The 25,337-nt window shown below is 63.1% G+C and carries 23 protein-coding genes and 1 pseudogene; 16 read left to right on the plus strand and 8 right to left on the minus strand.

Annotated elements, in window-relative coordinates; translation table 11 throughout:
- Positions 1–14: 14 nt before the first annotated feature.
- The 5 genes from soxZ to AQUI_RS0121075 form a co-directional block, all read right to left on the minus strand.
- On the minus strand, positions 15–344 hold the full coding sequence (gene soxZ, locus AQUI_RS0121055) for a thiosulfate oxidation carrier complex protein SoxZ (protein ID WP_027259276.1): 330 nt from the start codon (positions 342–344) through the stop codon (positions 15–17).
- Between the two features lie 44 nt (positions 345–388).
- Complete coding sequence (gene soxY / locus AQUI_RS0121060) at positions 389–805, minus strand: thiosulfate oxidation carrier protein SoxY (RefSeq protein WP_027259277.1); 417 nt, start codon at positions 803–805, stop codon at positions 389–391.
- Between the two features lie 58 nt (positions 806–863).
- Positions 864–1,340: a sulfur oxidation c-type cytochrome SoxX gene (gene soxX / locus AQUI_RS0121065; protein WP_027259278.1), complete on the minus strand. Its 477-nt coding sequence runs from the start codon at positions 1,338–1,340 to the stop codon at positions 864–866.
- Positions 1,341–1,468: 128 nt separating this feature from the next.
- A complete protein-coding gene (locus tag AQUI_RS0121070; RefSeq protein ID WP_156916892.1) occupies positions 1,469–2,050 on the minus strand; it encodes a thioredoxin family protein in 582 nt (193 codons plus the stop codon).
- Positions 2,051–2,069: 19 nt separating this feature from the next.
- Positions 2,070–2,807 (minus strand): cytochrome c biogenesis CcdA family protein, encoded by a 738-nt coding sequence (locus AQUI_RS0121075; protein WP_027259280.1) that lies wholly within the window; start codon positions 2,805–2,807, stop codon positions 2,070–2,072.
- 110 nt (positions 2,808–2,917) lie between these two features.
- Between AQUI_RS0121075 and AQUI_RS0121080 the strand changes: the two genes are divergently transcribed.
- The 3 genes from AQUI_RS0121080 (at position 2,918) to AQUI_RS0121090 (ending at position 4,780) form a co-directional block, all read left to right on the plus strand.
- Complete coding sequence (locus AQUI_RS0121080; protein WP_027259281.1) at positions 2,918–3,301, plus strand: thioredoxin domain-containing protein; 384 nt, start codon at positions 2,918–2,920, stop codon at positions 3,299–3,301.
- Between the two features lie 61 nt (positions 3,302–3,362).
- Complete coding sequence (locus AQUI_RS0121085; RefSeq protein ID WP_027259282.1) at positions 3,363–3,701, plus strand: ArsR/SmtB family transcription factor; 339 nt, start codon at positions 3,363–3,365, stop codon at positions 3,699–3,701.
- Between the two features lie 20 nt (positions 3,702–3,721).
- The gene (locus AQUI_RS0121090) at positions 3,722–4,780 is read left to right on the plus strand and encodes a YeeE/YedE family protein (protein ID WP_027259283.1); all 1,059 of its coding nucleotides are present in this window, start codon (positions 3,722–3,724) and stop codon (positions 4,778–4,780) included.
- A 55-nt stretch (positions 4,781–4,835) separates the two neighbouring features.
- Here the strand turns inward: AQUI_RS0121090 and AQUI_RS30240 are convergent.
- Positions 4,836–5,792: pseudogene (locus AQUI_RS30240) on the minus strand (IS5 family transposase).
- 271 nt (positions 5,793–6,063) lie between these two features.
- On the opposite strand from AQUI_RS30240, the gene AQUI_RS0121100 reads away from it, so the two are divergent.
- From AQUI_RS0121100 to mdoH, 8 genes are all read left to right on the plus strand, one after another.
- Entirely contained in the window at positions 6,064–8,097 is a 2,034-nt protein-coding gene (locus AQUI_RS0121100; protein WP_027259284.1) for a PhoX family protein, read from the plus strand.
- Between the two features lie 154 nt (positions 8,098–8,251).
- Positions 8,252–8,722, plus strand: a complete 471-nt coding sequence (locus tag AQUI_RS0121105; RefSeq protein WP_027259285.1) for a DUF302 domain-containing protein — start codon at positions 8,252–8,254, stop codon at positions 8,720–8,722.
- A gap of 160 nt (positions 8,723–8,882) precedes the next feature.
- Complete coding sequence (locus AQUI_RS0121110; protein WP_027259286.1) at positions 8,883–10,496, plus strand: thiamine pyrophosphate-binding protein; 1,614 nt, start codon at positions 8,883–8,885, stop codon at positions 10,494–10,496.
- Entirely contained in the window at positions 10,483–11,682 is a 1,200-nt protein-coding gene (locus AQUI_RS0121115; RefSeq protein WP_027259287.1) for a CaiB/BaiF CoA transferase family protein, read from the plus strand. Before AQUI_RS0121110 ends, AQUI_RS0121115 begins: the two co-directional genes overlap by 14 nt.
- Positions 11,683–11,942: 260 nt before the next feature.
- Positions 11,943–13,304: a tetratricopeptide repeat protein gene (locus AQUI_RS0121120; protein ID WP_027259288.1), complete on the plus strand. Its 1,362-nt coding sequence runs from the start codon at positions 11,943–11,945 to the stop codon at positions 13,302–13,304.
- Positions 13,305–13,328: 24 nt separating this feature from the next.
- Positions 13,329–14,588 (plus strand): OpgC family protein, encoded by a 1,260-nt coding sequence (locus AQUI_RS0121125; protein WP_027259289.1) that lies wholly within the window; start codon positions 13,329–13,331, stop codon positions 14,586–14,588.
- Entirely contained in the window at positions 14,585–16,093 is a 1,509-nt protein-coding gene (locus AQUI_RS0121130) for an OpgD/OpgG family glucan biosynthesis protein (protein WP_027259290.1), read from the plus strand. The genes AQUI_RS0121125 and AQUI_RS0121130 overlap by 4 nt, the downstream gene beginning before the upstream one ends.
- The gene (gene mdoH / locus AQUI_RS0121135) at positions 16,090–17,967 is read left to right on the plus strand and encodes a glucans biosynthesis glucosyltransferase MdoH (RefSeq protein ID WP_027259291.1); all 1,878 of its coding nucleotides are present in this window, start codon (positions 16,090–16,092) and stop codon (positions 17,965–17,967) included. The genes AQUI_RS0121130 and mdoH overlap by 4 nt, the downstream gene beginning before the upstream one ends.
- A 264-nt stretch (positions 17,968–18,231) precedes the next feature.
- Here mdoH and AQUI_RS0121140 read toward each other — a convergent pair whose 3' ends face one another.
- Both AQUI_RS0121140 and AQUI_RS0121145 read right to left on the minus strand, forming a co-directional pair.
- Entirely contained in the window at positions 18,232–19,068 is an 837-nt protein-coding gene (locus AQUI_RS0121140) for a CE1 family esterase (RefSeq protein WP_245596956.1), read from the minus strand.
- Complete coding sequence (locus tag AQUI_RS0121145) at positions 19,068–19,544, minus strand: rhodanese-like domain-containing protein (protein WP_027259293.1); 477 nt, start codon at positions 19,542–19,544, stop codon at positions 19,068–19,070. The genes AQUI_RS0121140 and AQUI_RS0121145 overlap by 1 nt, the downstream gene beginning before the upstream one ends.
- 277 nt (positions 19,545–19,821) lie before the next feature.
- Between AQUI_RS0121145 and AQUI_RS0121150 the strand changes: the two genes are divergently transcribed.
- Genes AQUI_RS0121150 through AQUI_RS0121170 form a run of 5 tightly spaced genes read left to right on the plus strand, consistent with a single transcriptional unit; the run spans position 19,822 to position 25,337 of the window.
- Positions 19,822–22,683 (plus strand): monovalent cation/H+ antiporter subunit A, encoded by a 2,862-nt coding sequence (locus AQUI_RS0121150; RefSeq protein ID WP_027259294.1) that lies wholly within the window; start codon positions 19,822–19,824, stop codon positions 22,681–22,683.
- A gap of 2 nt (positions 22,684–22,685) precedes the next feature.
- Positions 22,686–23,039, plus strand: a complete 354-nt coding sequence (locus AQUI_RS0121155; RefSeq protein ID WP_027259295.1) for a Na+/H+ antiporter subunit C — start codon at positions 22,686–22,688, stop codon at positions 23,037–23,039.
- On the plus strand, positions 23,039–24,577 hold the full coding sequence (locus tag AQUI_RS0121160; protein WP_027259296.1) for a monovalent cation/H+ antiporter subunit D: 1,539 nt from the start codon (positions 23,039–23,041) through the stop codon (positions 24,575–24,577). Before AQUI_RS0121155 ends, AQUI_RS0121160 begins: the two co-directional genes overlap by 1 nt.
- A complete protein-coding gene (locus tag AQUI_RS0121165) occupies positions 24,574–25,071 on the plus strand; it encodes a Na+/H+ antiporter subunit E (RefSeq protein ID WP_027259297.1) in 498 nt (165 codons plus the stop codon). The genes AQUI_RS0121160 and AQUI_RS0121165 overlap by 4 nt, the downstream gene beginning before the upstream one ends.
- Entirely contained in the window at positions 25,068–25,337 is a 270-nt protein-coding gene (locus AQUI_RS0121170) for a K+/H+ antiporter subunit F (RefSeq protein WP_027259298.1), read from the plus strand. The genes AQUI_RS0121165 and AQUI_RS0121170 overlap by 4 nt, the downstream gene beginning before the upstream one ends.

The raw sequence follows: 25,337 nt of genomic DNA on the forward strand, positions 1-25,337 counted from the left end.
AGATCCGGAACGGATCAGCCGATGGCGATATTCTTCTTGGTGTCATAGACGGCGCCGTCGTCGTCATACCAGGTGAAGACAAACTCACCGGCTTCCGGCACGGTCGCGTCGAATTCAAAATACGGGTTGGTCGAGATCGCAGGCTCCATCGCCACGTCCAGCACCATCGCGCCGTTGAATTCGCAGGTGAAGCGGTTGATGATCGAGCGCGGGATCAGGTTGCCTTCCTTGTCCTTGCGCTGGCCGCTTTCCATCTTGTGGCTGATCAGGGTCTTGATGGTGACCGCCTCACCGGCGGCTGCTTTTTTCGGGACCTTGACGCGGGGTTTAACACCGGATGCCATGTCTTTAATTCTCCTTAAGAATTCCGTTCAGGCTGCGCGCGGCCTCAGCCGCCGCAGCCGCCGATGGTCACTTTGACGGTGGCGCTGGCCTTGGCGAAAGAACCATCCGCCAGCTTGGCAATGGCAACCACGTCCTGGGTGCCCGCCAGGCGGATCCGGGTCGAGGCCGACTGCGCCGCAGCACCGGGGCCGAAATTGAACGTCGCCACGCCCGGTGTCGGGTTGCCTGTCGCCAGCACCATGATCGCAGTGGCGCCTTCGGCGGCCACGGACACCGGAACGGTATTGCCATTTTCAGCGATTTCCGGCGCGGTCAGGGTAACGCCGCCCTCGGCGATATCCGCACCGCCGGTAAAGGCGGCAATCCGGTCATCCGCCGCCGCGTTAACGCGGAACGGCAGCACGGTAACCATGGCAGCACCCAGGCCCATCGCCAGGGCCTCACGGCGTGAGAACTCCATCATATCTCTCCTTTGAATTCTCTAAACGCTGCAGGGCACGCAGGGCCCCGCCCGCGCCTTACTCTTCTTTCAGCGTCGCAAGGAATGCGACCACATCCTCAATTTCCTGCGCCGTCAGGATCGGCGGCAGCGGCTCGGTCCCGGCATCGCCGGTATAGGCATCGCCCGGCCGGATGAAGCCATCGACCTTGTAAAAGGCCGGCATCATCGTGCCCTCAAACGTCATCTTGGCGTTGGCCACCAGCCCGCGCAGCTCTTCCGCGGTCCAGCGGTCACCAGCGCCATCCAGCGACGGACCGATCTCGCCATGGAACGGCACATCCGCCAGCGCGGTCAGCTGGTGGCAGGACACGCAGTTGCCCTTGGATTTGGTGCCGACGACCAGCGCGCCATTGACGGCATCGCCCGCAACGCCGCTCAGCGACGCGGCCACTTCACCATCCTCGCCATACTGAACCGCTTTCGGAGCAACCTCCCCGGCCCAAACCGCATTCCCGGCCAGGCTTAGCGCCAGTGTCAGAGATGTAAGTTTCATGTGTCCTCCCATTGGCTGCCGCTTGTACCTGGCGGCTTGCTTAGCTGCTGCATACCGTAGGGCACCGGCCATCCAATACGCAACAACAAATTCATTATTGTGAATTTTTCCAAATCATGCGCCAGACCCTAATCCGCAGATCCATTGTTGCGCTCGCGAATCCGGCGCGCGTGGTAACGCTGGAAGTCTTCATCATTATCAAGCGCATACCGCTTTTCGTTGACCCATGTAAACATGTCCAGCGTGGTTCCGCCGCCAAATGCGCCCGGCATCATAGCAACCGCTGCTTCGGTGGCTGTGACGTTTTCGCCCACGTCTTCCGGCAGGAACAGAATCGTCGGCGTGAACAAGACGCCCCATTTGCGCGCCATGTCCTTTTCCGCCAGCGCCTCACCGTCGAAATCGGTGACCTCGACATCGCCGTATAAATTCAGCTGCACGACAAAGAAATTCTCGTCAATGTACTGGCTGATCTCAGGCAGGGGAAAGACCTCCTCATGCATTTTGGTGCAATAAATGCAGCCGCGCTGTTCAAAGATCAGCGCCAGCCGTTTGCCTTCGCCATTGGCCTCTTCCAGGTCCTCGCGCAGGTCCTTGAAGGTGTCCCGCATCCAGGCCGTTTTGTGCAGCCCGTCATCGCCCATTTCCGCCGCTGACAGGGGCGCGGCCAGCGCCACCGTCATTAACACTTTCGCAATACTTTTCAGCATTTTGCCTCCCTGATCTCACTTAACCTATTGAACCGAAACCCGGCATCCAGCGGATCATCGCCTCGGCAATCAGCCGCACCCCGCCGGTGGCGATCAGCACCGCAAACAGCACCAGCATTGCCCCCATGCCCTTCTCCACCCAGGCAAAGGCAGCCCGGTGCCGCGCCACCCATCCCAGAAACGGCCTGGCAAACAGCGCCGCCACCACAAAAGGCGCGGTCATGCCCAGCCCGTAAACCAGCAGCAAAACCCCGCCGCGCCAGATATCCCCCAGTCCCGAAGCAATCATCAGGATCGACGCCAGCGCCGGCCCCACGCAGGGCGTCCAGCCAAAGCCGAACGCCAGCCCCATCAGATAGGCGCCCAGCACCGTCGACGGCTCCGCAGAACTCTCCATCCGCGCCTCGCGGTACAGCAGCGGGATCTTCACCACCCCCAGGAAATGCAGCCCGAACAGCAGCAGCAAAGCCGCCGCGCCATAAGACAGCACCTCCAGATACTGCCCGAACAGCTGCCCCAGCGCGGTCGCCCCCATGCCCATCAGCATGAACACCGTGGTGACCCCGGCGGCAAAACAGACAGCAGACACCAGCAGCCGCCGCTGCGCGCCGGCAGCTATCGCCCCGTCCCCGCGCAGCTCGGCCATCGACAGCCCGCCCATGTAACACAGGTAAAACGGCACCATCGGCAAAATACAGGGGGTGAAAAAACTCAGCAAACCAGCGATCAAGGCGCCAAACAGGGTTATTTCCAGCATCACGTCCCCCATCCGGACCCACGCGAACGTTATCCGGGCCCGGCTTGTGTCATTCACATATTCGAATTATGTTGTTTCAATAGCAGCCGTCAACAGATGGAATGACACGTATGCGCCACCTTCGGCAACTGGCAGCCGCCGCAGCGGCGGTCTGGTTTTCCCTGCCCGCCTGGGCGGCTGAACTGGTGATGGTTGAACAGGCAGGCTGCGAATGGTGCGCCCGCTGGAACGAAGACATCGCCCCGATCTACCCCAAAACGGCCGAGGGCAAATTCGCTCCCCTGCGCCGGGTGGATCTGCGCGCCCTGCCCGATGATCTGCAGATTGCCCGCCGGGTCATGTTCACCCCGACTTTCCTGATTGTTGAGGACGGCCAGGAACAGGCCCGGCTTGAAGGCTATCCGGGTGAAGATTTCTTTTGGCCCTTGCTTGCAGATTTGTTAAGCGCTCATACGGGATATGTTGATAATACGAACAATCCGGGCGGCAGCTGACCGTCCCGGCAGGGGTCAAGCAGAGGAGTGCGGCGCCAGCGCGCCGCTCAGGAGACAACAGATGGCATTACCGCAGTTTTCCGCCGATATGGAACCGGAAGAAATGGACAGGATGGTGGACAACGCCACCAAGGCCTCCAACTTCCTCAAGGCGATCAGCCACGAAGGCCGGCTGATGATCCTGTGCCATCTGGTCTCGGGTGAAAAATCGGTGACCGAACTGGAAGAGCTGCTGTCGGCCCGCCAGGCCGCCGTCTCCCAGCAATTGTCCCGTCTGCGGCTGGAGGGCCTGGTCATTCCCCGCCGGGAAGGCAAAGCCATTTTCTACCGTCTCGCCGACGACAAACCCCGCCGCATGCTGGAAACGGTCTATGACCTGTTCTGCAAGGACAGCGGTTGAGGCCTGATTGAAATCCCCGCATGTTTGATCTCCTGACAGAACACCAGCTGGCCGCCTGCATCGGGCTGCTGGGCGGTGTGCTGCTGGGTCTTGCTGCACGGCTGGGGCGGTTTTGCACCTTAGGCGCGATCGAGGATCTGCTGTACGGTGGCTCGTCCCTGCGGATGCGGATGTGGGGTGTGGCCATCGGGGTTGCGGTCACCTCCAGCTTTACCCTGATCGGGCTGGGGCTGGTGGATGCCGGACAGTCCTTTTACCTGTCGATCCGCTGGATGCCCGCTGCCTCGATCCTTGGCGGGCTGATGTTCGGCTACGGCATGGCCCTCAGCGGCAACTGCGGATACGGCGCCATCGCCCGTTTGGGCGGTGGTGACTTGCGCAGCTTTGTGATTGTGCTGGTGATGGGCGTCTCCACCTATGTCGTGCTGGCTGGCCCCCTCGCCCCGTTGCGCAACCTGTTCTTCGAACAACAGGAGGTCACCTCCGAAATCCCGCCGGGACTGGCCCATTACGCCGCCGCCTGGAGCGGCCTGCCTGTTGCTGCGATTGGTGTCACCGCGGGCGTGCTGATCCTCTTGGCCACGCTCGCCAACGCAGAACTGCGCGCCGACAGGCAAGCGCTGTTCTGGTCTGCCGTGGTCGGACTGGCCATCACCTCCGGCTGGGCTGGCACGACCCTGATCAACGCCGAAGGGTTCGACGCGCTGCCGGTTGTCTCGCATTCCTTCTCGGCCCCTTTGGGCGAGACGATCCTTTGGACCATGACCGGATCTTTACGCCCGCTGTCCTTTGCCGTTGGTTCCATCGCCGGTGTCTGGACCGGCGCCTTCATCGGGTCGCTCCTCAAGGGGCACTTCCGCTGGGAAGCCTGTGAGGACCCGCGCGAGCTGCGCCGCCAGATCATCGGCGCCGCCATCATGGGTGCGGGTGCTGTGATCGCCATGGGCTGCACCGTCGGTCAAGGCCTCAGCGCGTTTTCGCTGCTGGCAGTCTCGGCGCCCGTCACCATGCTGGCAATCTTTGCAGGTGCCGCAATTGGCCTGCGCCAGCTGATCGAAGGCTTCCGCCCGGCAGAATAACCCGCTGTCCCCGCGGGGACAGGCCGCAATACCCGCAGTTACCTAGGGTCAGGATTCATAACCAGTAAATGACTAACGCCGCGCGGGCGATTGCTGACAGGAATACCTCGGGGCACCTGTCGCAGCGTGTTGCGGCGCGCCTCCAATCCTTGAGCCTGCCGGACATGATCTCGATACGGTTGCGCCGTTTGTAGCGGCGTTTGCCGTATTTCACAGGCTTCTTGCGCTGCTTTCGACCGGGGATACAGCCGCGCTCCTTTGTCTTTTAACGCTTCCCTGAACCCGCCGGCGTCATAGCCGCGGTCCCCAAGCAGCCAACCGGCTTTTGGCAAGCTGCTTAGCTGCGCCCGCGCGCCGATGTCGTCGCTGACCCGCCGCCTGACAGGCGATGTTTGCATCGCCGAGAAGGGGCCCGGCGGTGATAAACAGGCTGAGCGGCCGGCCCTGGCGGTCGCAGATGGCATGCAGCTTCGTGTTCATGCCGCCTTTGGTCCGGCCCCTCTCGGGACATTGCTGCGCAATGCCCTGCCGGGCAAGGGATCAGGCGTCCACGCCCCCCTTTTTCACGCCCGTACCGGTCGCTGTCCGATGGGCTTTCAGATAAGTTGCGTCCACTGCCCGGCAGTCGAAACGCAGTTTCGATGAGAGGGGATCATCACAGTCTTCTCTTCCCTGTGACCGGAGGCCGGCCCGTCCGTCATTCGAGCGAAGATGCCTTTCTCGCTCCAGCGCTTCCACCGGCTGTAAAGCGTTCACCGGGCTGACGCCGCCCCGCCGGGGCGACGGTCCCGCCTCACTGTGCGGACCGTATTCAGCAGGAGCGTCCCGCCAGCGCAATCCATTGCGGTTGATGAAGGTTCGTCGGGAAAACGATTCACTGGATCGTTTTCTGATCCTCCTCACTCCCGCTCAAAACGCGCCGGTCATCAACGCGAGGCTTGCCGTGGGACCTGGGAAAGAAGGGTTCAAGACGCGCCAACTGCGCGTCGCCCAGCCAGAAAAGATCAGACATGTACACCGCTCGTTTTCGAGCTCTGAATCACACGGCAAATCGGAAATCAATGCATCCTGACCCTAGGAGAAAACAGCCGCTTTTCTTCTGGCCGGAAATATCCCGGGGGTCCGGGGGCTGGCCCCCGGACCCCCAAAGCAGCTTCCAAAGCCCGGCGCATGTGACAATATGGTAAAGACTCATTAACCACTATGCACCTGTTACAAGCCTGCCCATGATGACCCGGGTCCGCAGCATTGCGGCAAAGACTGTTGAGATTTTGGAGCCCGCGATGGACCGCAAGCAGATCATTGATGCCCAGCAGAACGGCAACAAGGCGGAAGCCTTTGAAGCCTTTGATGATATTCCTGCCAACCCGAACCTCGGCCGCACCATCGGCGATGTGATCGCCAGCCGCTATGGCCGCCGGGAGATGCTGAAAGGCATGCTGGGGGTCTCAGCCTCCACCGTCCTGTTCGGCGCCACCGCCCTCACAGCGCCGCGCCAGGCCACCGCAACCGGCACGGCTGGTACAAGCCGCTATGCCTTTGATGAACTGGCCTGGGGCAATGACAAGACCCACCATGTGGCCGAGGGCTATGACGCAGATATCCTGCTGCGCTGGGGCGACCCGGTCACTGCCGATGCGCCGGACTTCGACGTGATGCACCAGACGGCCGGGGCCCAGCTGCAGCAGTTCGGCTACAACAACGACTATGTCGGCTTTACCCCGCTGAACGCCGAAGGCACCCGCGGGCTGCTGTGCGTGAACCACGAATACACCAATGAAGAGGTGATGTTCCCCGCCCTCGGCCGCCAGGACAAAGCAGACTTCTCCGGCATGACACGCGAGCTGGTGGATATCGAAATGGCTGCGCATGGCGGCTCGGTGGTGGAAATCGCCCGCGGCGCGGACGGCAAATGGGCCGTGGTCCGGGACGCCAGGATGAACCGCCGCATCTCGCCGCTGAACACCGTGATGACCATTGACGGGCCCGCTGCGGGCCATGCCCGGATGCAAACCATTGCAGATCCCAGCGGCGCACAGGTCATCGGCACATTGAACAACTGCGCCGGCGGCATGACCCCCTGGGGCACTTGGCTGATGGCCGAGGAGAACTTCCACGGCTATTTCTGGACGGACAAGCTAGACGCAGACGGCAATCCGGACCTGTCGGATCAGCCTGAGGCCGCGCAGATGAAACGCTATGGTGTGCCAGGCCGCTGGTATGCCTGGGGCAAATTCCACGACCGCTTCAACATCGACAAGGAACCCAATGAGGCCAACCGTTTCGGCTGGGTTGTCGAGGTTGATCCGCGCAATCCGGAGGCCAAGCCGGTCAAACACACTGCGCTGGGCCGCTTCCGGCACGAAGGCGCGGAGACGGCGACCTCCAAGGATGGCCATCTGGTGGTCTACATGGGGGATGATGCGCGGTTCGACTACCAATACAAATATGTCTCCACGGGCGTGGTGTCGGACGACCCGGCGGCCAATTCAAACCTGCTGCGCGACGGCACGCTTTACGCAGCCCGTTTTGACGCAGACGGCAGTGTTCACTGGCTGCCGCTGGTGCATGGCGAGGGTCCGCTGACGGCTGAGAACGGCTTTGCCAGCCAGGGTGACGTTCTGATCGACGCGCGCCTGGCGGCGGATGCGCTGGGGGCGACGCCGATGGACCGCCCCGAAGACGCAGCCCCCCGCGGCGACGGCACTGCCTATATCATGCTGACCAACAACGCCCGCCGCGAAGCTGGCCGGACCGATGCAGCCAACCCGCGGGCAGAGTCGCGCTTCGGCCATATCATCGAAATCAAGGAAGACGGCGGTGACCATGCAGCAACCTGCGGCAGGTGGTCGATCCTGGTGAAATGCGGGGATCCGCAGATTGCCGAAGTGGGCGCTGCATGGAACCCGGAAACCTCGGAAAACGGCTGGTTCGGATCACCCGACAATTGCGCTTTTGACGCTGATGGCCGCCTCTGGGTCGCCACCGACCAAGGACGGAAGTGGGACAAGACCGGCAAGTCGGACGGGCTGTACGGGGTTGAGACCGAAGGAAGCCTGCGCGGCCATTCCAAGCTGTTCTTCCGCTGTCCGGCAGGCGGAGAGCTGTGCGGCCCCTATTTCGCGCCGGATGGCGAGACATTGTTTCTGGCGGTGCAGCATCCGGGCACCGATGGCACCAAGGCGCTGGAAGGGTTTGAGCGCGCGTCGACATTTGAGGATCCCGCCACACGCTGGCCGGATTTCGACCCGGAAATGCCGCCCCGCCCCGCGGTGGTAGTGGTGACCAGACAGGGCGGCGGCAAAATCGCCGCCTGAGATGAAGTTCAATCGTTTCCAAGCGGAGCGCACCCCTGCCAGGGCGCGCACAGGTTTTCGCCCTGACGGGCCGGCTGCTGCCAGACGCACGCGATTGTGAGACACCTGCCGCCTGCTGTGCCGTAAAGCAAGGAATGCCAACTGGAGGTCCGTGATGCATTTGAAACGCCTGGCCACTGCCCTGATCCTTGCAGCCTCTGCCGCCGCAGCCGGAAATATCGCGCCACGCGACGGCTGGGCCGTGCATGAGACGTCCAAGCCTTATGAACAGCTGATCCAGGACGTCAAAGCCGCAGCCAAGGCCGAGGGCCTGGGGGTGGTGACCCAGGCAGGCCCCACCAAGGCCGCTGCCGCCCGCGGCATTACCATACCCGGAAACCGGGTGATCGGTCTGTTCAACAACGATTTCGCGGTCAAAATCCTGGCGCTCTCCACCGCCGCAATGATCGAAGCGCCGGTACGCTTGTATGTCACCGGGGAAGAGAACGGCAGTGCAACGCTCGCCTACAAACTGCCCTCTCATGTCTTTGCACCCTACGCGGACGAGGGCGGAGACGCGCTGGCCGCCCTGGCAAACCAGCTGGACCAGCGCTTTGCACGGATCGCAAGGCAGGCAATCCAGTAACCCGCCCGGCTTCTTTCTGGTCAAAAATACCTCTGCCGGAGGCATGGCGCATGAAATGCGCCAAAATCCGCCGCAGCATTTCTCACACTGGCGTGAGAGGGCTTGCGCGCCGCCGCATCCTCGGCAATCTGGCGGTAAATCAACGGATTGGACGGACAAGATGACAGAGACCCTTCGCGCTGCCGATGTTCTCGCCCGGCGCCTGTATGAGGCGGGCTGCCGTCATGCCTTTGGAATGCCTGGCGGCGAGGTGTTGACTCTGGTGGATGCCCTGACACGCGCAGGCATCACTTTTCACCTGGCCAAGCATGAAAACTGCGCAGGATTCATCGGCGAAGGGGTGCATCACGCCGATGGCGCACCGGTCATATTGGTTGCAACCCTTGGCCCCGGCGCGCTGAACGGCATCAATGTGGTTGCCAATGCCCATCAGGACCGGGTGCCCATGCTGGTTCTGACAGGCTGCATCGATGCGCCGGAGGAGCAGAGCTATACCCATCAGGTGCTCGACCACAGGGCAGTATTCACGCCGATCACCAAGGCAACCTTTCGTTTAGACGCCGAAGCTGCCGATCTGATCGCCGACAAGGCTGTTGCCATCGCAACCGAGGCACGTAACGGCCCGGTGCATATCGACGTGCCGATCTCAGTGGCAGATGCGCCGGCCAGGGACCGGAACGTCCGCCGCGCGCCCGCAAGTGCAGCCGTGCCAAGCGGCGAAGCCCTGGCGCAGGCGCAGTCCTGGCTGACAGCGGCAGAGCGCCCGCTGGCGGTGATCGGCCTGGATGCGCTGCAGGAAAACGCCAGCGCCGCCATCCGTTCCTTCATCGAAAAACACCAGGTCCCTTTTGTCACCACCTACAAGGCCAAGGGGGTCATTCCTGAAGATCACCCGCTGTGCCTTGGCGGCACGGGCCTGTCGCCGCTGGCGGACAAACACCTGCTGCCGCTGGTGCAAGAGGCCGATCTTATCCTCTCCATCGGCTATGACCCGATTGAGATGCGCCCCGGCTGGCGCAATGTCTGGGAGGTGGAGACCCAAAACGTGATCGACATCGCGCCAGAGGCCAACACACACTACATGCATCAGGCCGGACTGAACTTCCTGACCGCCATCGCGCCAACGCTGGCGGCTCTCTCCGAAGACACGGCCCCACGCGAAACCTGGGCCAATGGCCGCCCCGCCGCCGTGAAAGCGGCCCTGGCCGGCGCCTTCCCTCGCGACGACGCATGGGGTCCAGCGGGCGTCATTGCCGAATGCAGCGCCACCTTGCCGCCGGAGACCCTTGCCACTGCCGACAGCGGCGCACACCGGATCCTGCTGAGCCAGATGTGGGAGTGTTCTGAACCACGCGGGCTGATCCAGTCTTCGGCGCTCTGCACCATGGGCTGCGCGGTGCCGATGGCAATCGGGCGCAAACTGGCGCAGCCGGACCGGCCCGTTGTCAGCTTCTCCGGCGATGCCGGCTTCCTGATGGTGGCAGGGGAACTCTCCACTACAGCAGAACTTGGCGTTGCGCCCATCTTCGTGGTCTTCGCCGATGCCAGCCTTGCCCTGATCGAGTTGAAACAGCGCCAGCGCCAGTTCGCCAATGGCGGAGTGGATTTCGCAGAGCATGACTTTGCCGCCATGGGCCAGGCCTTTGGCGGCAACGGGGTGACGGTCACTAACCGTGCGGAATTGCGCGCCGCCCTGCAGGACGCGATGAAAGCAAACACATTCACCGTCATTTCGGCAGTGATCGAGCGCGGAGGCTATGATGGCCGGATCTGATCTTCTTCCCCATGGCGCCCTCAAAGGCGTCAAGGTGCTGGATCTCTCCCGCATCTTGGCAGGCCCCACCTGCACCCAGCTTCTGGGTGACCTCGGCGCCACCGTGATCAAGGTGGAAAACCCAAAGACCGGCGGCGATGACACCCGCCAGTGGGGCCCGCCCTATGTGACCGATGCAGACGGCAATCTATCCGACCTGTCGGCCTATTTCATGGCCGCCAACCGCAACAAACGCTCGGTTGCCATTGATATCGCAACAGAAGACGGCCAGCAGGCCATCCGCCGCCTGGCAGCAGAAGCCGACATCCTGATCGAGAATTTCAAGCCCGGCGGACTGGCGAAATACGGGCTGGACTATGCCAGCCTCAAGGATGAACTGCCGGGCCTGATCTACTGCTCAATCTCCGGCTATGGCCAGACTGGCCCCAACAGCCACAAGCCCGGCTATGACATCATGGCGCAGGGCTTTGGCGGCATCATGTCTCTGACCGGCGAACCAGAGGGCCAGCCGATGAAGGCCGGTGTTGGCATTGCTGACGTCATGTGCGGCATGTATGCCTGTATCGGCATCCTCAGCGCCCTGCACCACCGCGAAAAGACCGGCGAAGGCCAGCAGATTGATCTCGCCCTTGTCGATGCGCAGATCGCCTGGCTGATCAACGAAGGCGTCGCCTATCTAAACACAGGCCAGAACCCCAAACGCCGCGGCAATGAGCATCCCAGCATCATGCCCTATGGCGTTTACGAGACCTCGGACGCCCATGTGATCCTTGCGGTGGGCAACGACAGCCAGTTCCAGCGCTTCATGGAATTCCTCAAGCTGGAAGGCCTGGCCGAGGATCCGCGCTTTGCCACCAACCCGGCCCGGCTGCAGCACCGTGACGCGTTGAATGCGATCCTGATCCCCTCGGTGCAGCGCTTTACCACGGATGAGGTTCTGGGCGCGATGGACGCCCGCAAGGTTTCCGCCGGCCCGGTGCAGAATCTGGAGACGCTGTTTGCCACCGGTCAGGTCGCGGCCCGCGAAATGGCCATCGGCATGGATACCGCAGCCGGCCCGGTCAAACTGCTGGGCAACCCGCTGAATTTCTCCCGCACGCCGGTAACATACCGCCATGCGCCGCCCCGCTGCGGCGAGGCGACAGAGGAGATTCTGGGGGCAAGCGCCCCCTTTGGAGACCCGTGACCACGCAGATCCGCGGCGGCTTTCCGCCAAGTGTTACAATTTCCGGCAAATCACCGCCAAAACGGCGATGATTTCGCCGCCCGTTACCCCTTCCGCTTGCAAAAATTTCCCCGGAAATCTTACACATCCGGCGAATTTGACTGTCAGGCACACACAGGCCATCACCAAACCGCGAGCGGGGTTCGCCCGGACCAATCCGATGAACTACTCTTTCATCAGGACACGGAACCCGCGCTTAATTTGAGAAAGATTGGACTCCCATGATGCATGATATTTTCGGCCAAGACAGCAGCCTGACCGATGCAGCGGCGCTGCAGGATTGGAATGCCGTGCAGATGGGGGTTCTGGCCCACGCCGCTGTCACCGCAGATCATCTTGGCGCGGTGCTGAAGTCGGCGCCTGAGTTTGCCTTGGCCCATGCGATCAAGGGGCTGTCCCTGCTGATGCTGGGCCGCAGGGAACTGCTGCCGACCGCGCAGGAGGCCTTGCGCGACGCCAAGGCGCAGTACGAGGGCGCTTTGCCGCGCGAGCGCAAATATGTTGATGCGTTGGAAAACTGGCTGGCCGGCCGCCCCAGCCAGGCAATCCGGCGGATGGAAGAAGTGCTGGATATGTTCCCGCAGGACACACTGGCGATGAAGCTCAGCCACGGTATCCGCTTTATTCTTGGCGACCCGGAAGGGATGCGTGCTTCCGTTGAGCGGGTGATACCGGCTTACGCGCCGGATCACGCGGGCCGCGGTTATCTGTTGGGCTGCCACTCCTTTTCGCTGGAGGAAACCGGCGAATTTGAACGCGCGGCCAATGCAGGCCGCCAGGCGCTGTGGATGGCACCCGACGATGCCTGGGGGTTGCATGCGGTGGCGCATGTGCATGACATGACCGGCAACGCCAAATCGGGGCTGGAATGGCTGCATGGCCGCGAGGAGGCCTGGGCCCATTGCAACAACTTCCGCTATCACGTCTGGTGGCACAAGGCGCTGATGCATCTGGACCTGGGCCAGATGGACGAAGCATTGGCGCTGTATGATACCGAAGTGCGCAAAGATAAGACCGACGATTACCGCGACATCTCCAATGCCACTTCGCTGCTGGCGCGACTGGAGCTGGAAGGCGTCAATGCCGGCACCCGCTGGGAGGAGCTGTCGGAACTCTGTGCCAACCGCACCGAAGACGGCAGCCTGATTTTTGCCGATCTGCACTATCTTCTGGCCCTTACCGGCCACCGCAAGGAAGACGCCCACAAGCTGGTTCAGCGCATTCACGCCGACGCCGAACAGGGCGGGTCTGAGGCCTGCGAACGCATGGGCAATCCTGGCTGTGCTGCCGCCGATGGCCTTGAAGCCTTTGGCGACGGCAATTACAAATCCGCTTTCAACCATTTGTCCGCGGCCCGCGGCGGCATGCAGCTGGCCGGCGGCAGCCACGCGCAACGCGATGTTTTCGAACGCATTACCATTGATGCTGGCCTGCGCGCAGGACAGCTTGACGCGGTCGAGGCAATCCTGGATGACCGCCGTGCCAAACGCGGCGGCGCCGAAGACAATTATGCACTTGCCCGCCGCACCCTGATCGCCGAAGGCCGGAACGCTCCCGGTGCTGCAAGCGTTCCTGCTGAATAAGACCTTCAAGGACCAAAAACACAGATGTCCAGCGTTGCGCCCTTCCCCGGGCCTCAGAAAGACCCGGCTGCCAACCGCGCAGCCCCCCCGCCGCAAGCGGCGCAGCCGCGTGTGCGCGACCCGCGGCTCGACTTTTACCGCGGCATTGCGATGTTCATTATCCTGACGGCCCATATTCCGGGCAACCGCTGGACCGGCTGGATCCCGGCGCGGTTCGGATTTTCGGACGCAACCGAGATCTTTGTGTTCTGTTCCGGCATGGCCTCGGCCATTGCCTTTGGCGGCTCCTTTGCACGACAGGGCTGGTGGCTGGGCACGGCTCGCGTTGCCTTTCGCTGCTGGCAGGTGTTCTGGGCGCATATCGGCCTGTTCTTCTTCATCGCCATGTCGCTGGCGGCGATCGATGTCTATGGCGGGTTTGAAAAGAGCTATATCAACTCGCTGAACCTGGGCCATTTCTTCAAGGACCCGGCGCCGCAGCTGGTGGGGCTGTTCACCCTGACCTATGTGCCGAACTACTTTGACATCCTGCCGATGTATCTGGTGGTGCTGATGCTGATGCCGCTGATGATGGCGCTGGAGAAAGTAGGGCTTTGGGCTGTGGCCGCCGTATCCGTGCTGATCTGGCTGACCGCAAACCCCTATATGATCGGTCTGGGTCCTGATGGCCTGTCGCTGCCCGCAGAACCCTGGTCGGAACGGGAATGGTTCTTCAACCCCTTCGGCTGGCAGCTGCTGTTCTTCACCGGCTTTGCCTTTATGAAAGGCTGGCTGCCGAAGCCGCCGGCCTCCAAAGTGCTGATCGTGCTGGCCGCCGCGTTCCTAATCCTGTCGGCGCCTTATGGCTCGTGGAAAGTCTTTACCTGGGTCAAAGCCGCCAGCCCGGAACTGGCTGATTTGATCAAGCCGGGCCGCGACGCCATCGGCGAGTGGCGCGAAAAAACCGACTTCGGCCTGCTGCGCTATACCCACTTCCTGGCGCTGGCCTATCTCGGCTGGGTCGCCGCGGGGGAAGGCGGCAAGCGGCTGATCGCATCCGGCACTTCTGCCGCGGCGCGTATCTGGGCGGTGCTGCTGCAGATCATCACCAAAGTCGGCCAGCAATCGCTTGCGGTGTTTGTCTTCTCCATGGCGCTGGCCCGATTGATCGGCTTTGCGCTTGACCAGACCGACCGCGCAGTTATGACCACGGCATTCGCCAATCTGTTTGGCTTTTTCCTAATCATTGGTTGCGCTTACGGCGCTGCCTGGTTCAAGTCCCAGCCATGGAGAGCCAAGAAATGAGCTCTTTCTCCCGCCGTACCTTTCTGGCCGCCGCGCTTGGCAGCACCGCCCTGGCGGCAGTGCCGGCCCTTGCAAGCGAAGCCACGCCTTTTACCCGCAATGTGGTGGTGGCCAAGGCCCGCGCGCTGGTTGCGAAACCCTATGCCGAACGCCCGATGGTGCCGCAGGATTGGCTGGACCAGTCTTATGACGACTATAAATCCCGCTGGTTCCGCACCAAGGATGCGCTGTGGTCCAAGACCGACCGCAGCTATAACGTCGATTTCTTCCTGCCCGGCCTCTATTTCCCGCGCGCCATCCAGATCAACACAGTGACAGATGGCATGGCGCAGCGGATAGGCTTTGACCTGTCGCTGTTCGACAAAAACGATAAGGCGCCGGATCTGACGACCGAGGGCGACCTGGGCTATTCCGGCCTGCGCCTGCGCACCGATCTGGATCACCGGGACAAAAAGACCGAATTCTGCGTCTTCCAGGGCGCCAGCTATTTCCGCGCCATCGGCACCGGCAACGCCTATGGGCTGTCGGCCCGCGGGCTGGCGTTGAAAACCGCTGACCCCGAAGGTGAGGAATTCCCTGAGTTCATCGAATTCTGGCTGGAAGCCCCTGCCCCCGGCCAGCGTTCGATGGTGGTGCATGCGCTGATGGATTCGCCCTCCGCGACCGGCGCCTACCGGTTCACAATCACCCCCGGCAGCAGCGCCGTGATGGATGTGGAAGCGACGCTGTTCGCGCGCGAGGAGCTGAGCCATGCAGGTCTTGCGCCGCTCACCTCGATGTTCCTGTTCGACGCCACCAACCGCAACCGTTTCGACGACTTCCGCCCGGCGGTGCATGACAGCGACGGGCTGCTGGTGCTGAACGGCAATGGCGAAACCCTGTGGCGGCCCTTGGCCAACCCCACGCGGCTCCAGGTCTCGTCCTTCGTCGATGAAAACCCGCAAGGGTTCGGCCTGATGCAGCGCCCGCGCAGGCTGTCGGAATTCAACGACCTGGAAGCCTTTTATCACAACCGCCCCTGCCTGTGGGTCGAACCCAAGGAAGACTGGGGCAAAGGTGCCGTCACTCTGGTTGAGATCCCGGCGGACAAGGAAATCTACGACAACATCGTTGCCTACTGGCGGCCGCGTGAACCCTATGCCGCCGGGTCCGAGGTGAACCTGAATTACCGCCTCACCTGGGGCGAAGAACCGGTGCTGTCGATGCCGCGGGTCATCGACACGGCAGAGGGTGCGCGAATCTTTGGCGGGCCGGGCCGGATCATGACCATCGATTTTGATGCCCATCCGCTATTCGACGGCGGCCCGGAGACTCTTGACGTCCACATCCACTCCCCCCATGTGGCGACCAGCGAAGGCGTGCTGCAGCGCAACCCGGAAACCGGCGGTCTGCGGCTGGCCTTCTACTTTGATCCCGGCGAGCGGGATCACGTCGAACTTCGCGCCCAGCTCAGGAAAGACGGCAATGCCGCTTCCGAGGTCTGGCTTTACAGGTGGACCGCATGAACACATGTGACCTGATGCCCCCGGAACAGCCGCTGGCAATGCCGGAACAGGATTTCAGCAAGGGCTTCCGCGACGCCGAAGCCCCCGGCGGTGCCGCCCCGCGGCAGGTGGCGCTGTGGCGGCTGCTGGCGTTTTCGCCTGCGATGCTGGCGACCGGTGTCCTCACCTGGGTGATGCGGGGCTGGTTCACCGCCGACGGGTTCTCGCTGCTGGAGCTGATCCTGCTGGCCCTGATTGCCTTCAACTTTTTCTGGATCGCCTTTACCGTTTCTACCGTTTTGCTGGGCCTTTACGGGTTGTCGCGCCGGGAAAAGACTGTTGCCCGCGGCCCGGCGCGCCCGATGAAGGTGGCGCTCTTGATGCCGGTCTATAACGAGGTTCCCTGGTACGTGCTGGGCAACGCCCAGACCATGCTGCAGGAGCTTCATGGCCGCGGCGGCCAGCATGACTACGCGATGTTCATCCTCTCGGACACCCGCGACGATGCCATTGCCGAACAGGAACGCGCCAGTGTCGAGGCGCTGCGGACCATGCTGCCGGAAGGGGCTGAGCTCTACTACCGCCGCCGCGCCGACAATGAGGGGCGCAAGGTCGGCAATATCTCCGACTGGGTGCGCCGCTGGGGCGCCGATTACGAGGCGATGCTGGTGTTGGACGCCGACAGCCTGATGAGCGGTCGCGCCATTGCCCGGCTGACCGACGCGCTGGCGCGCGATCCCAGCGCCGGGCTGATCCAAAGCTATCCGCAGCTGATTGGCGCGCAGTCGGTCTTTGGCCGCATGCAGCAGTTTGCCAACGGCGTCTATGGCCTTGCGCTTGCCGAAGGCCTGGCCCGCTGGGCCGGTCACGAGGGCAACTATTGGGGACACAACGCCATCATCCGCACCCGCGCCTTTGCCGCCTGTGCCGGTCTGCCGCTGCTGCGCTCGCGCTTTGGCCGCGGCGGCAAGCTGATCATGAGCCACGATTTTGTCGAGGCGGGCCTGTTGCGCCGGGCCGGCTGGTCGGTGCGCTTCCTGCCCCGCATCCGCGGCTCCTATGAGGAAACCCCCGCCACCCTGATCGACCACATCCTGCGCGACCGGCGCTGGTGCCAAGGAAACCTGCAGCACCTGAACCTGTTGCACGCCAAGGGCTTCCGGGCGATCTCGCGCTTTCACCTCTTTGCCGGCGCGATCGGCTATCTGATGGCGCCCGTGTGGTTTGCCCTGCTGGTGCTCTGGGCCGTGATCGGCCGCAGCGAGGAGGCGTCTGTCATCAGCTACTTCAGCGAAGCCAACCCTTTCCGCCCCAGCTGGCCGGACATGTCCGAGCCCAAGCATGTGCTGGTGATCCTGCTGATCTACGCAATGCTGCTCGCGCCCAAGATGCTGGCCGCAGTGGCGCTGCCGCTGACCGGCAGCCGGTTTTCGGAATACGGCGGCCCGGTGCATTTCGCACTGTCATTTGTGTCCGAAGTTTTGCTGGCGATCCTCTATGCGCCGATCCTGATGGTGCAGCAGATGATCGCGGTGTTCCGCACGGCATTGGGGCTGCAACGCGGCTGGGAACCGCAGGCCCGCGACGGCGGCAGCTACTCCTTGCGCACGCTGGCTGCCTGTCACGCGCTGGAAACCGTCAGCGGTGTGACGCTCTGGGCCGGGATCCTGTCGGGCACGGTGTCGCTGTGGCTGGCGCCCATCGCCCTGTCGCTGGTTCTGGCGGTGCCGCTTTCAGCGCTGTCCGGGGTAAGGACGGTGAACCGTATCCGTAACTGGATGGCCACGCGGGAGGAGTTCAGCGAACCCCAGATCACCCGCGCCGCCCGGGTTGCGCGGGCTGATCTCAAAGCCATGCTGGACAATAACACCGCCCGCAGCACTCCGGCAGAGTAAGCTGGCAAGCCGGCCAGGAACTCCCGCGCCCGCAGGATCCCCGGCTGCGCCGGGACACCCTTGGCGGTCTTGGGCCGGGCGCCGCGCTGACGCGCGGCGCGGTTGCGCAAATGTCCGCTGCTATCCTCAAGTGCCAGCCTCGCGGCGGCATGCAACAGCAGCGCGCCCGCAGGGCGCGCTGCCTGGCCCAACACTTTGATGGAAATCTCTGATTTCGGTCAAAAGGGCGGGAGCGCTCCGCTTTTTGCAGGCACAACCGTAACGTCAGCGCACGGCCGGTTCATCTTCGAACCAATCGGCCATCAGGCCCGCCCAAGCCTTGGGCACAGTATGGCCGCCGTCAAACAGCACCAGTTCGATCTCTGCACCCGCGCCGCAAGTCCAGCGGCGGTGCAGCAACCCGCCCTCGCCCCAGGCCTTTGATGGCGCGTGCGACGCGCAGCCGTTGGCCTCGCGCCAAACCTCCAGACCAGCAAAGACATCGCCCTGCTCCCAGCGCCCGCCGCCAAGGATACGCCCCTCCAGCGGCACCACTTCATCGCGCCAGCCGTGGGTTTGCAACAAACGTACCGGCCCTTCGCAGGTCTCGGGCTGAGGCCGCCAGAACGCACCGGAGACCGGTGCATAAGCGGCAAACGCCGCCGGATCGCTGCACGCCAGATAATGCACCATAAAGGCACCCGCTGAGAACCCCGCGAGAACCGTCTGCGCTGACGATGTGCCGAACCGGGCCGCGGCATCCGTCAGCACCGACGCAAAAAACGCCCCCTCATCCCGGCCTTCGGTAAACGGTCCGAACCCCCAGGACTGCGGGCCGCTGCCGCCGCGTTTGCGCCCCTCCGGAGCAATCACCGCATAGCCGCGCTCTGTCAGCCCCTCGGACAGCGCCTTGTTGCGCATCACCTGCGCGCCGCTGCCGCCGTAACCATGCAGGAACATCACCACCGGCGGCGGCGTGTTCGCATCAGCGGGCAGCGCGATGTGATAAGCCCCATCCGCAACCTCACAAGCACCGGCCTCCGGCCCGCAGCCCGCAACAGCCGCGCCGCTCCACACCGCAGACAGCAGCGCTGCTGCGGCAGCTGATTTCCATGGATTCATCATCCCTCCCATCGGGCCACCGGCAGGTTGGCGGCAATCCAGCCTGGTCCTGCACCTGACCCCAGCATGCCCTCGGGCACGTCTATCACGTTGCTGAATCCCGCCTGGGCCAAGGCCAGCGTCAGCCGGGCCGACCGCACTCCGCGGGCGCAGATCAGCGCCACAGGCACCGACGGGTCCGGCCCCGCCGCGCTTTGCAAGGCTGCGATAAAATCATCGCGCCGCATGTCGATCTGATGACTGCCGACCGGCACCCCGGAGGCGCGCCATTCCTGCGGCGTGCGGATATCAATCAGGGTAATCTCCCCCGCCTGCGCCTGGGCAAAGGCCTCTGCTACAGTCAGCCTCGGGTGATCATGATCCGGGGGCTGTCTGCGCTGCCACCAGATGCCCGCACCGGCAGCCGCTGCAACACCGCCCAGCAGCGCCAAACGGCGGGACACCCCATGCTTGCCTATGGTATTCTGCACTGCCATCCAGCCACGTTCCCCTTGTCCAGGCGGCCCGGAACCGGGCCTTTGCCCCATGATTTAGCAGGCCGGGCCGCCGCAATCACCAGAAACAGGCCAGTACCCCCGGTCAAGTTCTTGTTATTGGACGGACACTGCCCAATTATGGCCCTAACGAGCGTAAGATTCCCGCCGCTGACTGCGTCATTATTACCGCATCCAGGCTGGCGGGGGTGGTTCTGGGCAAGAAAATTGCTTAGCACTGGTCCAAAAACGACGCGCCAACCCGACAGGAGACCTGCACGTGTCCCTATTCTTGATTGCGGCCCTGCCCTTTCTCGGAGCCGTCTTCCCAGCGCTGTTGATCCGCGCGGGACGCAATGCGGCAGCCTCAGCCGCTGGTTTGACCTCCTTGCTCGCCTTCATCGGGCTGATGCTGCATATCCCGGCAGTGTTCCGGGGTGAGACCGTTCATGCCTCCGTGGACTGGTTGCCCGCACTGGGCCTGAATGCCAATTTCTTTCTCGACGGGCTGGGCTTCCTGTTTGCGGCGATGATCCTGGGCATCGGCCTGCTGATCATCCTTTACGCCCGCTACTACCTGTCGCGCGAAGACCCGATGGGGCAGTTCTACAGCTATCTGCTGCTGTTCCAGGGCGCGATGGTTGGCATCGTTTTGTCCGACAACATCCTGCTTTTGCTGGTGTTTTGGGAGCTAACCTCGCTCAGCTCCTTCCTGTTGATCGGTTATTGGAAACACCTGCCCGAGGGCCGACAGGGCGCGCGCATGGCGCTGACAGTAACCGGCTCCGGCGGGCTGGCGATGATTGCGGGGATGCTGCTGCTGGGCCATATCGCGGGTTCCTATGACCTCAGCGTGATCCTGCAGAACAAGGAGGCGATCCAATCCTCGCCGCTCTATCTGCCCGCGCTGATCCTGATCCTGCTGGGCGCCTTCACCAAGTCGGCCCAGTTCCCGTTCCATTTCTGGCTTCCCCACGCTATGGCCGCGCCGACACCGGTGTCGGCCTATCTGCACTCTGCCACCATGGTGAAAGCCGGGCTGTTCCTGATGGCGCGCCTCTGGCCCGTCCTCGCAGGCACGCCGGAGTGGTTCTATATCGTTGCCACCACCGGCCTCGTGACCATGCTGCTGGGCGCGGTGATTGCGCTGTTCAAGGATGATCTGAAGGCGCTCCTGGCGTTCTCCACCGTCAGCCAGCTTGGCCTGATCACCATGCTCCTGGGCTTCGGCACTGAACTCGCCGCGGTGGCGGCAGTCTTTCACATCATCAACCATGCAACCTTCAAGGCGGCGCTGTTCATGACCGCAGGGATCGTCGACCACGAGGCCGGCACCCGCGACATCAAGCGCCTTGGCGGTTTGCGCCACCTGATGCCCGTCACTTTTACCATCGGCACGGTGGCGGCGCTGTCGATGGCGGGCGTCCCGCCGCTGAACGGCTTCCTCTCCAAGGAGATGATGCTGGAGGAAGCCTCCCACACCATCTGGAACGGCTCGCACATCATTGTACCCGCGCTGGTCGCGGCAGCGGCGGTGTTCTCGGCAGCCTATTCCTTCCGCTTCATCGCGCATGTCTTCCACGGCCCCAAGCGCGAGGACTATCCCGGCCACCCGCATGACCCCAACACCGGCATGTGGATGGGGCCTGCCTTTCTGGTTGTTCTCGTTGTGCTGATCGGCTTTGCCTCGGCCAAGATCGCAGGACCGATGGTCGCCACAGCAGCAGGTGCCGTGATCGGCGGCGAAAAGCTGCCCTATTACTCGCTTAAACTGTGGCACGGGCTGACCCCGGCGCTGTATATGTCGCTGTTTGCCGTTTTGGGCGGCGCGGTGCTGCTGGCGCTGCACAGGCCGCTGGAGCGGATCTGGAACGCCCTGCCCCGCCCCGAAGCCAAAGTCATTTTCGAGGCCCTGATTGGCGCCTTCACCCGTCTCAGCCAAGGGGTGACTGAAGGCCTGCACAATGGCGTCCTGACCCGCTATGCGGCAGTCATGGTCACCTTCACCGTTGCCATCGCCTATTACGCCTATCAGGGCGGCACCATGGGCGCGGCGACGCGCGAACTGCAGGAACCGGGCCTTTTGCCAGTGCTCGGCTGGTTTGCCCTTGTGGTGGCGACACTGTTCATCGTTGCCAAGCACCGCAACCGCCTGCTGTCGCTGGTGCTGATCGGCGTTGTGGGGCTGGTGGTCTCGATGTCGTTCAACTACCTCTCGGCGCCCGATCTGGCGCTGACCCAGATCTCGGTCGAGGTGGTGACGATCATCCTGATGCTCTTGGCGCTGAACTTCATGCCCAAGGAAACCCCGGTTGAAACCCCGGCCCTGACCCGCATCCGCGATGGCGCGATTTCGGTGGTCGCGGGGCTGGGGGCGGGCGGGCTGATCTATGCGCTTTTGATGCGCGACTTTGCCTTTCCGACGATTTCCGATTTCCACCTCACCAACTCCTACAAGGGCGGCGGCGGCACCAATGTGGTGAACGTGATCCTGGTCGACTTCCGGGGCTATGATACGTTCGGCGAGATCATCGTGCTGGGCATTGCCGCCATGGTGATCTTTGCCCTGACCGAAGCGGTGCTGAACAGCCGTGTGCGCGCCCATCTTCTGAACCGCACACCGGACCTGCCGCAGGCCGGCGACGCGCATCCGCTGATGATGGTGGTGGCAACCCGGGTGATGATGCCGCTGGCGCTGATGGTGGCAGCCTATATCTTCTTCCGCGGCCACAACCTGCCGGGCGGCGGCTTTATCGCCGGGCTGATCGCGGCAATTGCAATCATCATGCAATACATGGCCTCGGGCTTTGCCTGGGCGACCGAGCGGCAGCGCTACCCCTATCACGCCATCATCGGCTCGGGCGTGCTGATTGCTGCTGCCACCGGCATGGGCGCCTGGTTCAACGGGATGCCGTTCCTGACCAGCGACTTCGGCTATCTGCACTGGCCGCCGCTGGAGGAGTTCGAATGGGCCACCGCGGCGCTCTTTGACCTCGGCGTTTTCCTGGCGGTGGTCGGTGCGGTGCTGCTGGCGCTGGAAAGCCTGTCGCGCTTTGCCTGGCAGCCGGGCATGAGCACCGAGCACGCGATGGACATCAACCCGGCGCGCGATGACGCGGACAAGACCGGGACGGAGGGATAGATATGGAACTTCTCGTCGCCTCGGCCGTCGGCATCCTGACCGCGGCCGGCATCTACCTGATCCTGCGCCGCCGCAGCTTTCCGGTGATCCTGGGCCTGTCGCTGATCACCTATGCGGTCAACGTCTTCCTGTTCGCCACCGGACGGCTGGCAACCGGCGCCCCGCCGATCCTCAACAAGTACGAGGAGGTCGCCTATACCGATCCCCTGCCGCAGGCGCTGGTGCTGACCGCCATCGTGATCTCATTCGGGATGACGGCTGTGGTGGTGATGATCGCGCTCGGGGCTTACCTCTCATCACGCGATGACAGCACCGCTATGCCGGTTGAGGCAGACGGCGCAGAGGAAGACGCATGATGGAGCATCTTCTGATCGCGCCGGTGGTGCTGCCCGCGCTTGTGGCGCCCTTCATCATCATGGCGGTACGCCACCATCTGGACCTGCAGCGGATCTTTTCGCTGGCCAGCGTGGTGCTGCTGGCCGCCGTGTCGCTGACCCTGGCGGCCCAGGCGCTGGACGGCACCGTCAAGGTCTATGAGCTGGGCGACTGGCCCGCGCCCTTTGGCATTGTGCTGGTGCTGGACCGGCTGTCGGCGATGATGATCGTGCTGACGTCGCTCTTGGCGCTGCCCGTTCTGCTGTATGCCATCGGGTCCGGCTGGGACACCCGCGGCGCCAACTTCCACGCGCTGTTCCAGTTCCAGCTGATGGGCATCATGGGCGCCTTCCTGACCGGCGACGCCTTCAACCTGTTTGTTTTCTTCGAGGTGCTGCTGATCGCCTCTTACGGGCTGATGATCCACTCCGGCGGCACCCGCCGGTTTCAGGCCGGGGTGCAGTATGTGGTGTTCAACCTTCTGGGCTCCACCCTGTTCCTGTTTGCGCTTGGCACGCTGTATTCGGTGACCGGCACCCTGAACATGGCTGACCTTGCGGTGAAGGTTGCGCAGATCCCAGCAGAGGACACCGCCCTGTTGCGTGTCGGCGCGGTGATGCTTCTGCTGGTCTTTGCCATCAAGGCCTCGCTCCTGCCGCTGCATTTCTGGCTGCCGTCGGCCTATGCCAATGCGCCGATGCCGGTGGCGGCGCTGTTTGCCATCATGACCAAGGTCGGCGCCTATTCGATCCTGCGCATGTACACGCTGATCTTCGGCCCCGATGTGGAAGCCACCGCCGGCCTGACCGAGGCCTGGCTGCTGCCGGCCGCCCTGCTGACCCTTGGCGCGGGCGCCGTCGGCGTGCTGGGGTCCAAAAAACTTGGCCGTCTCGCGGCCTTTGGTGCCATTGCCTCGATGGGCACGCTGCTGATCGCCATTTCGCTGTTCACCCAGACCGCTGCGGCGGCTGCGCTTTATTACCTCGTGCATTCCACCCTCGCCGCGGCATTGCTGTTTCTGGTTGCCGATCTGGTGATGGAACGCCAGGGACAATGGATCCTGCCGCAAATGCCGATGCCGCAGACCGGGCTGATCTCGGCCCTGTTCTTTGCCGCCGCCATTGCACTTGCGGGCATGCCGCCGCTGTCGGGCTTCCTGGGCAAACTGCTGGTGCTGGACGCCACCCGGGGCGTTGATCTCGCACCTTGGATCTGGGCTGTGATCCTGGCCGGATCCTTGACCACCATCATCGGCATGGCCCGCGCCGGCTCCCTGCTGTTCTGGAAAGGCCACGGCCTGCCGCCGCAGGACACCGATACCAGCGCCGAACCGCCGCAGGAAGATCTGGCCGCACGGTCGGCGCAGCTGCCCTTTGTGGCCTGTTTCGGCCTGCTGGGCGGGCTGGTCGCGCTCACCGTCTTTGCCGGCCCCGCCACGCGCTATGCCGAGGCGACGGCAGCGCAACTTTATGCGCCCGCGGCCTATATCGACACCGTGCTTGGGAGGACGCAAGAATGAAACTGATCTGGCGGCTGTTCCCGCACCCCCTGCTGACGCTTCTGCTGACTGTCACCTGGCTGTTGCTGGTCAACGGCTGGTCGCTGAACTCGCTGGTATTTGGCCTTTTGCTGGGTGTGCTGATCCCCTTCGTGACCCAGCCGTACTGGCCCAACCGGCCCAAGCTGCGCCACCCGCTGAAGATCGCGGAATACATTCTGGTGGTGCTTCTGGACATCGTGCAGGCCAATATCATCGTCGCCCGCATCGTGCTGTTCAAACCCAATGCCGACCGCCGGCCCAACTGGATCACCATCCCGCTGGACCTGAAAACGCCCGAGGCAATCACAGCCCTGGCCGGCACAATCACCATGACCCCCGGCACCCTGTCAGCGGATGTTTCGGACGAGGGCCACGCCCTGCTGGTCCACTGCCTGGACGCCCCCAACCCCGACGCGGTGCGGGACGAGATCAAACAGCGCTACGAGCGCCGGCTGATGGAGATTTTCGAATGATCGAAAGTGCTGCCACCTTTGCCTTCGCCTGCTTTGCCCTGGCAATGCTGATGAACCTGTGGAAGGTCGTCACCGCCCCCGACGTGGCCGACCGCATCCTGGCGCTGGATACCATGTTCATCAACGCCATCGCACTGATGGTGCTGTACGGGATGGCGCTGGGGAGTGAGATTTTCTTTGAGGCTGCAATGATCATCGCCATGCTCGGCTTTGTCTCCACTGTGGCCTATGCGCGCTTTATCCTGCGCGGCAATATCATCGAGTGA

This window comes from Leisingera aquimarina DSM 24565 (assembly GCF_000473165.1).
Taxonomy (GTDB): Bacteria; Pseudomonadota; Alphaproteobacteria; order Rhodobacterales; family Rhodobacteraceae; genus Leisingera; species Leisingera aquimarina.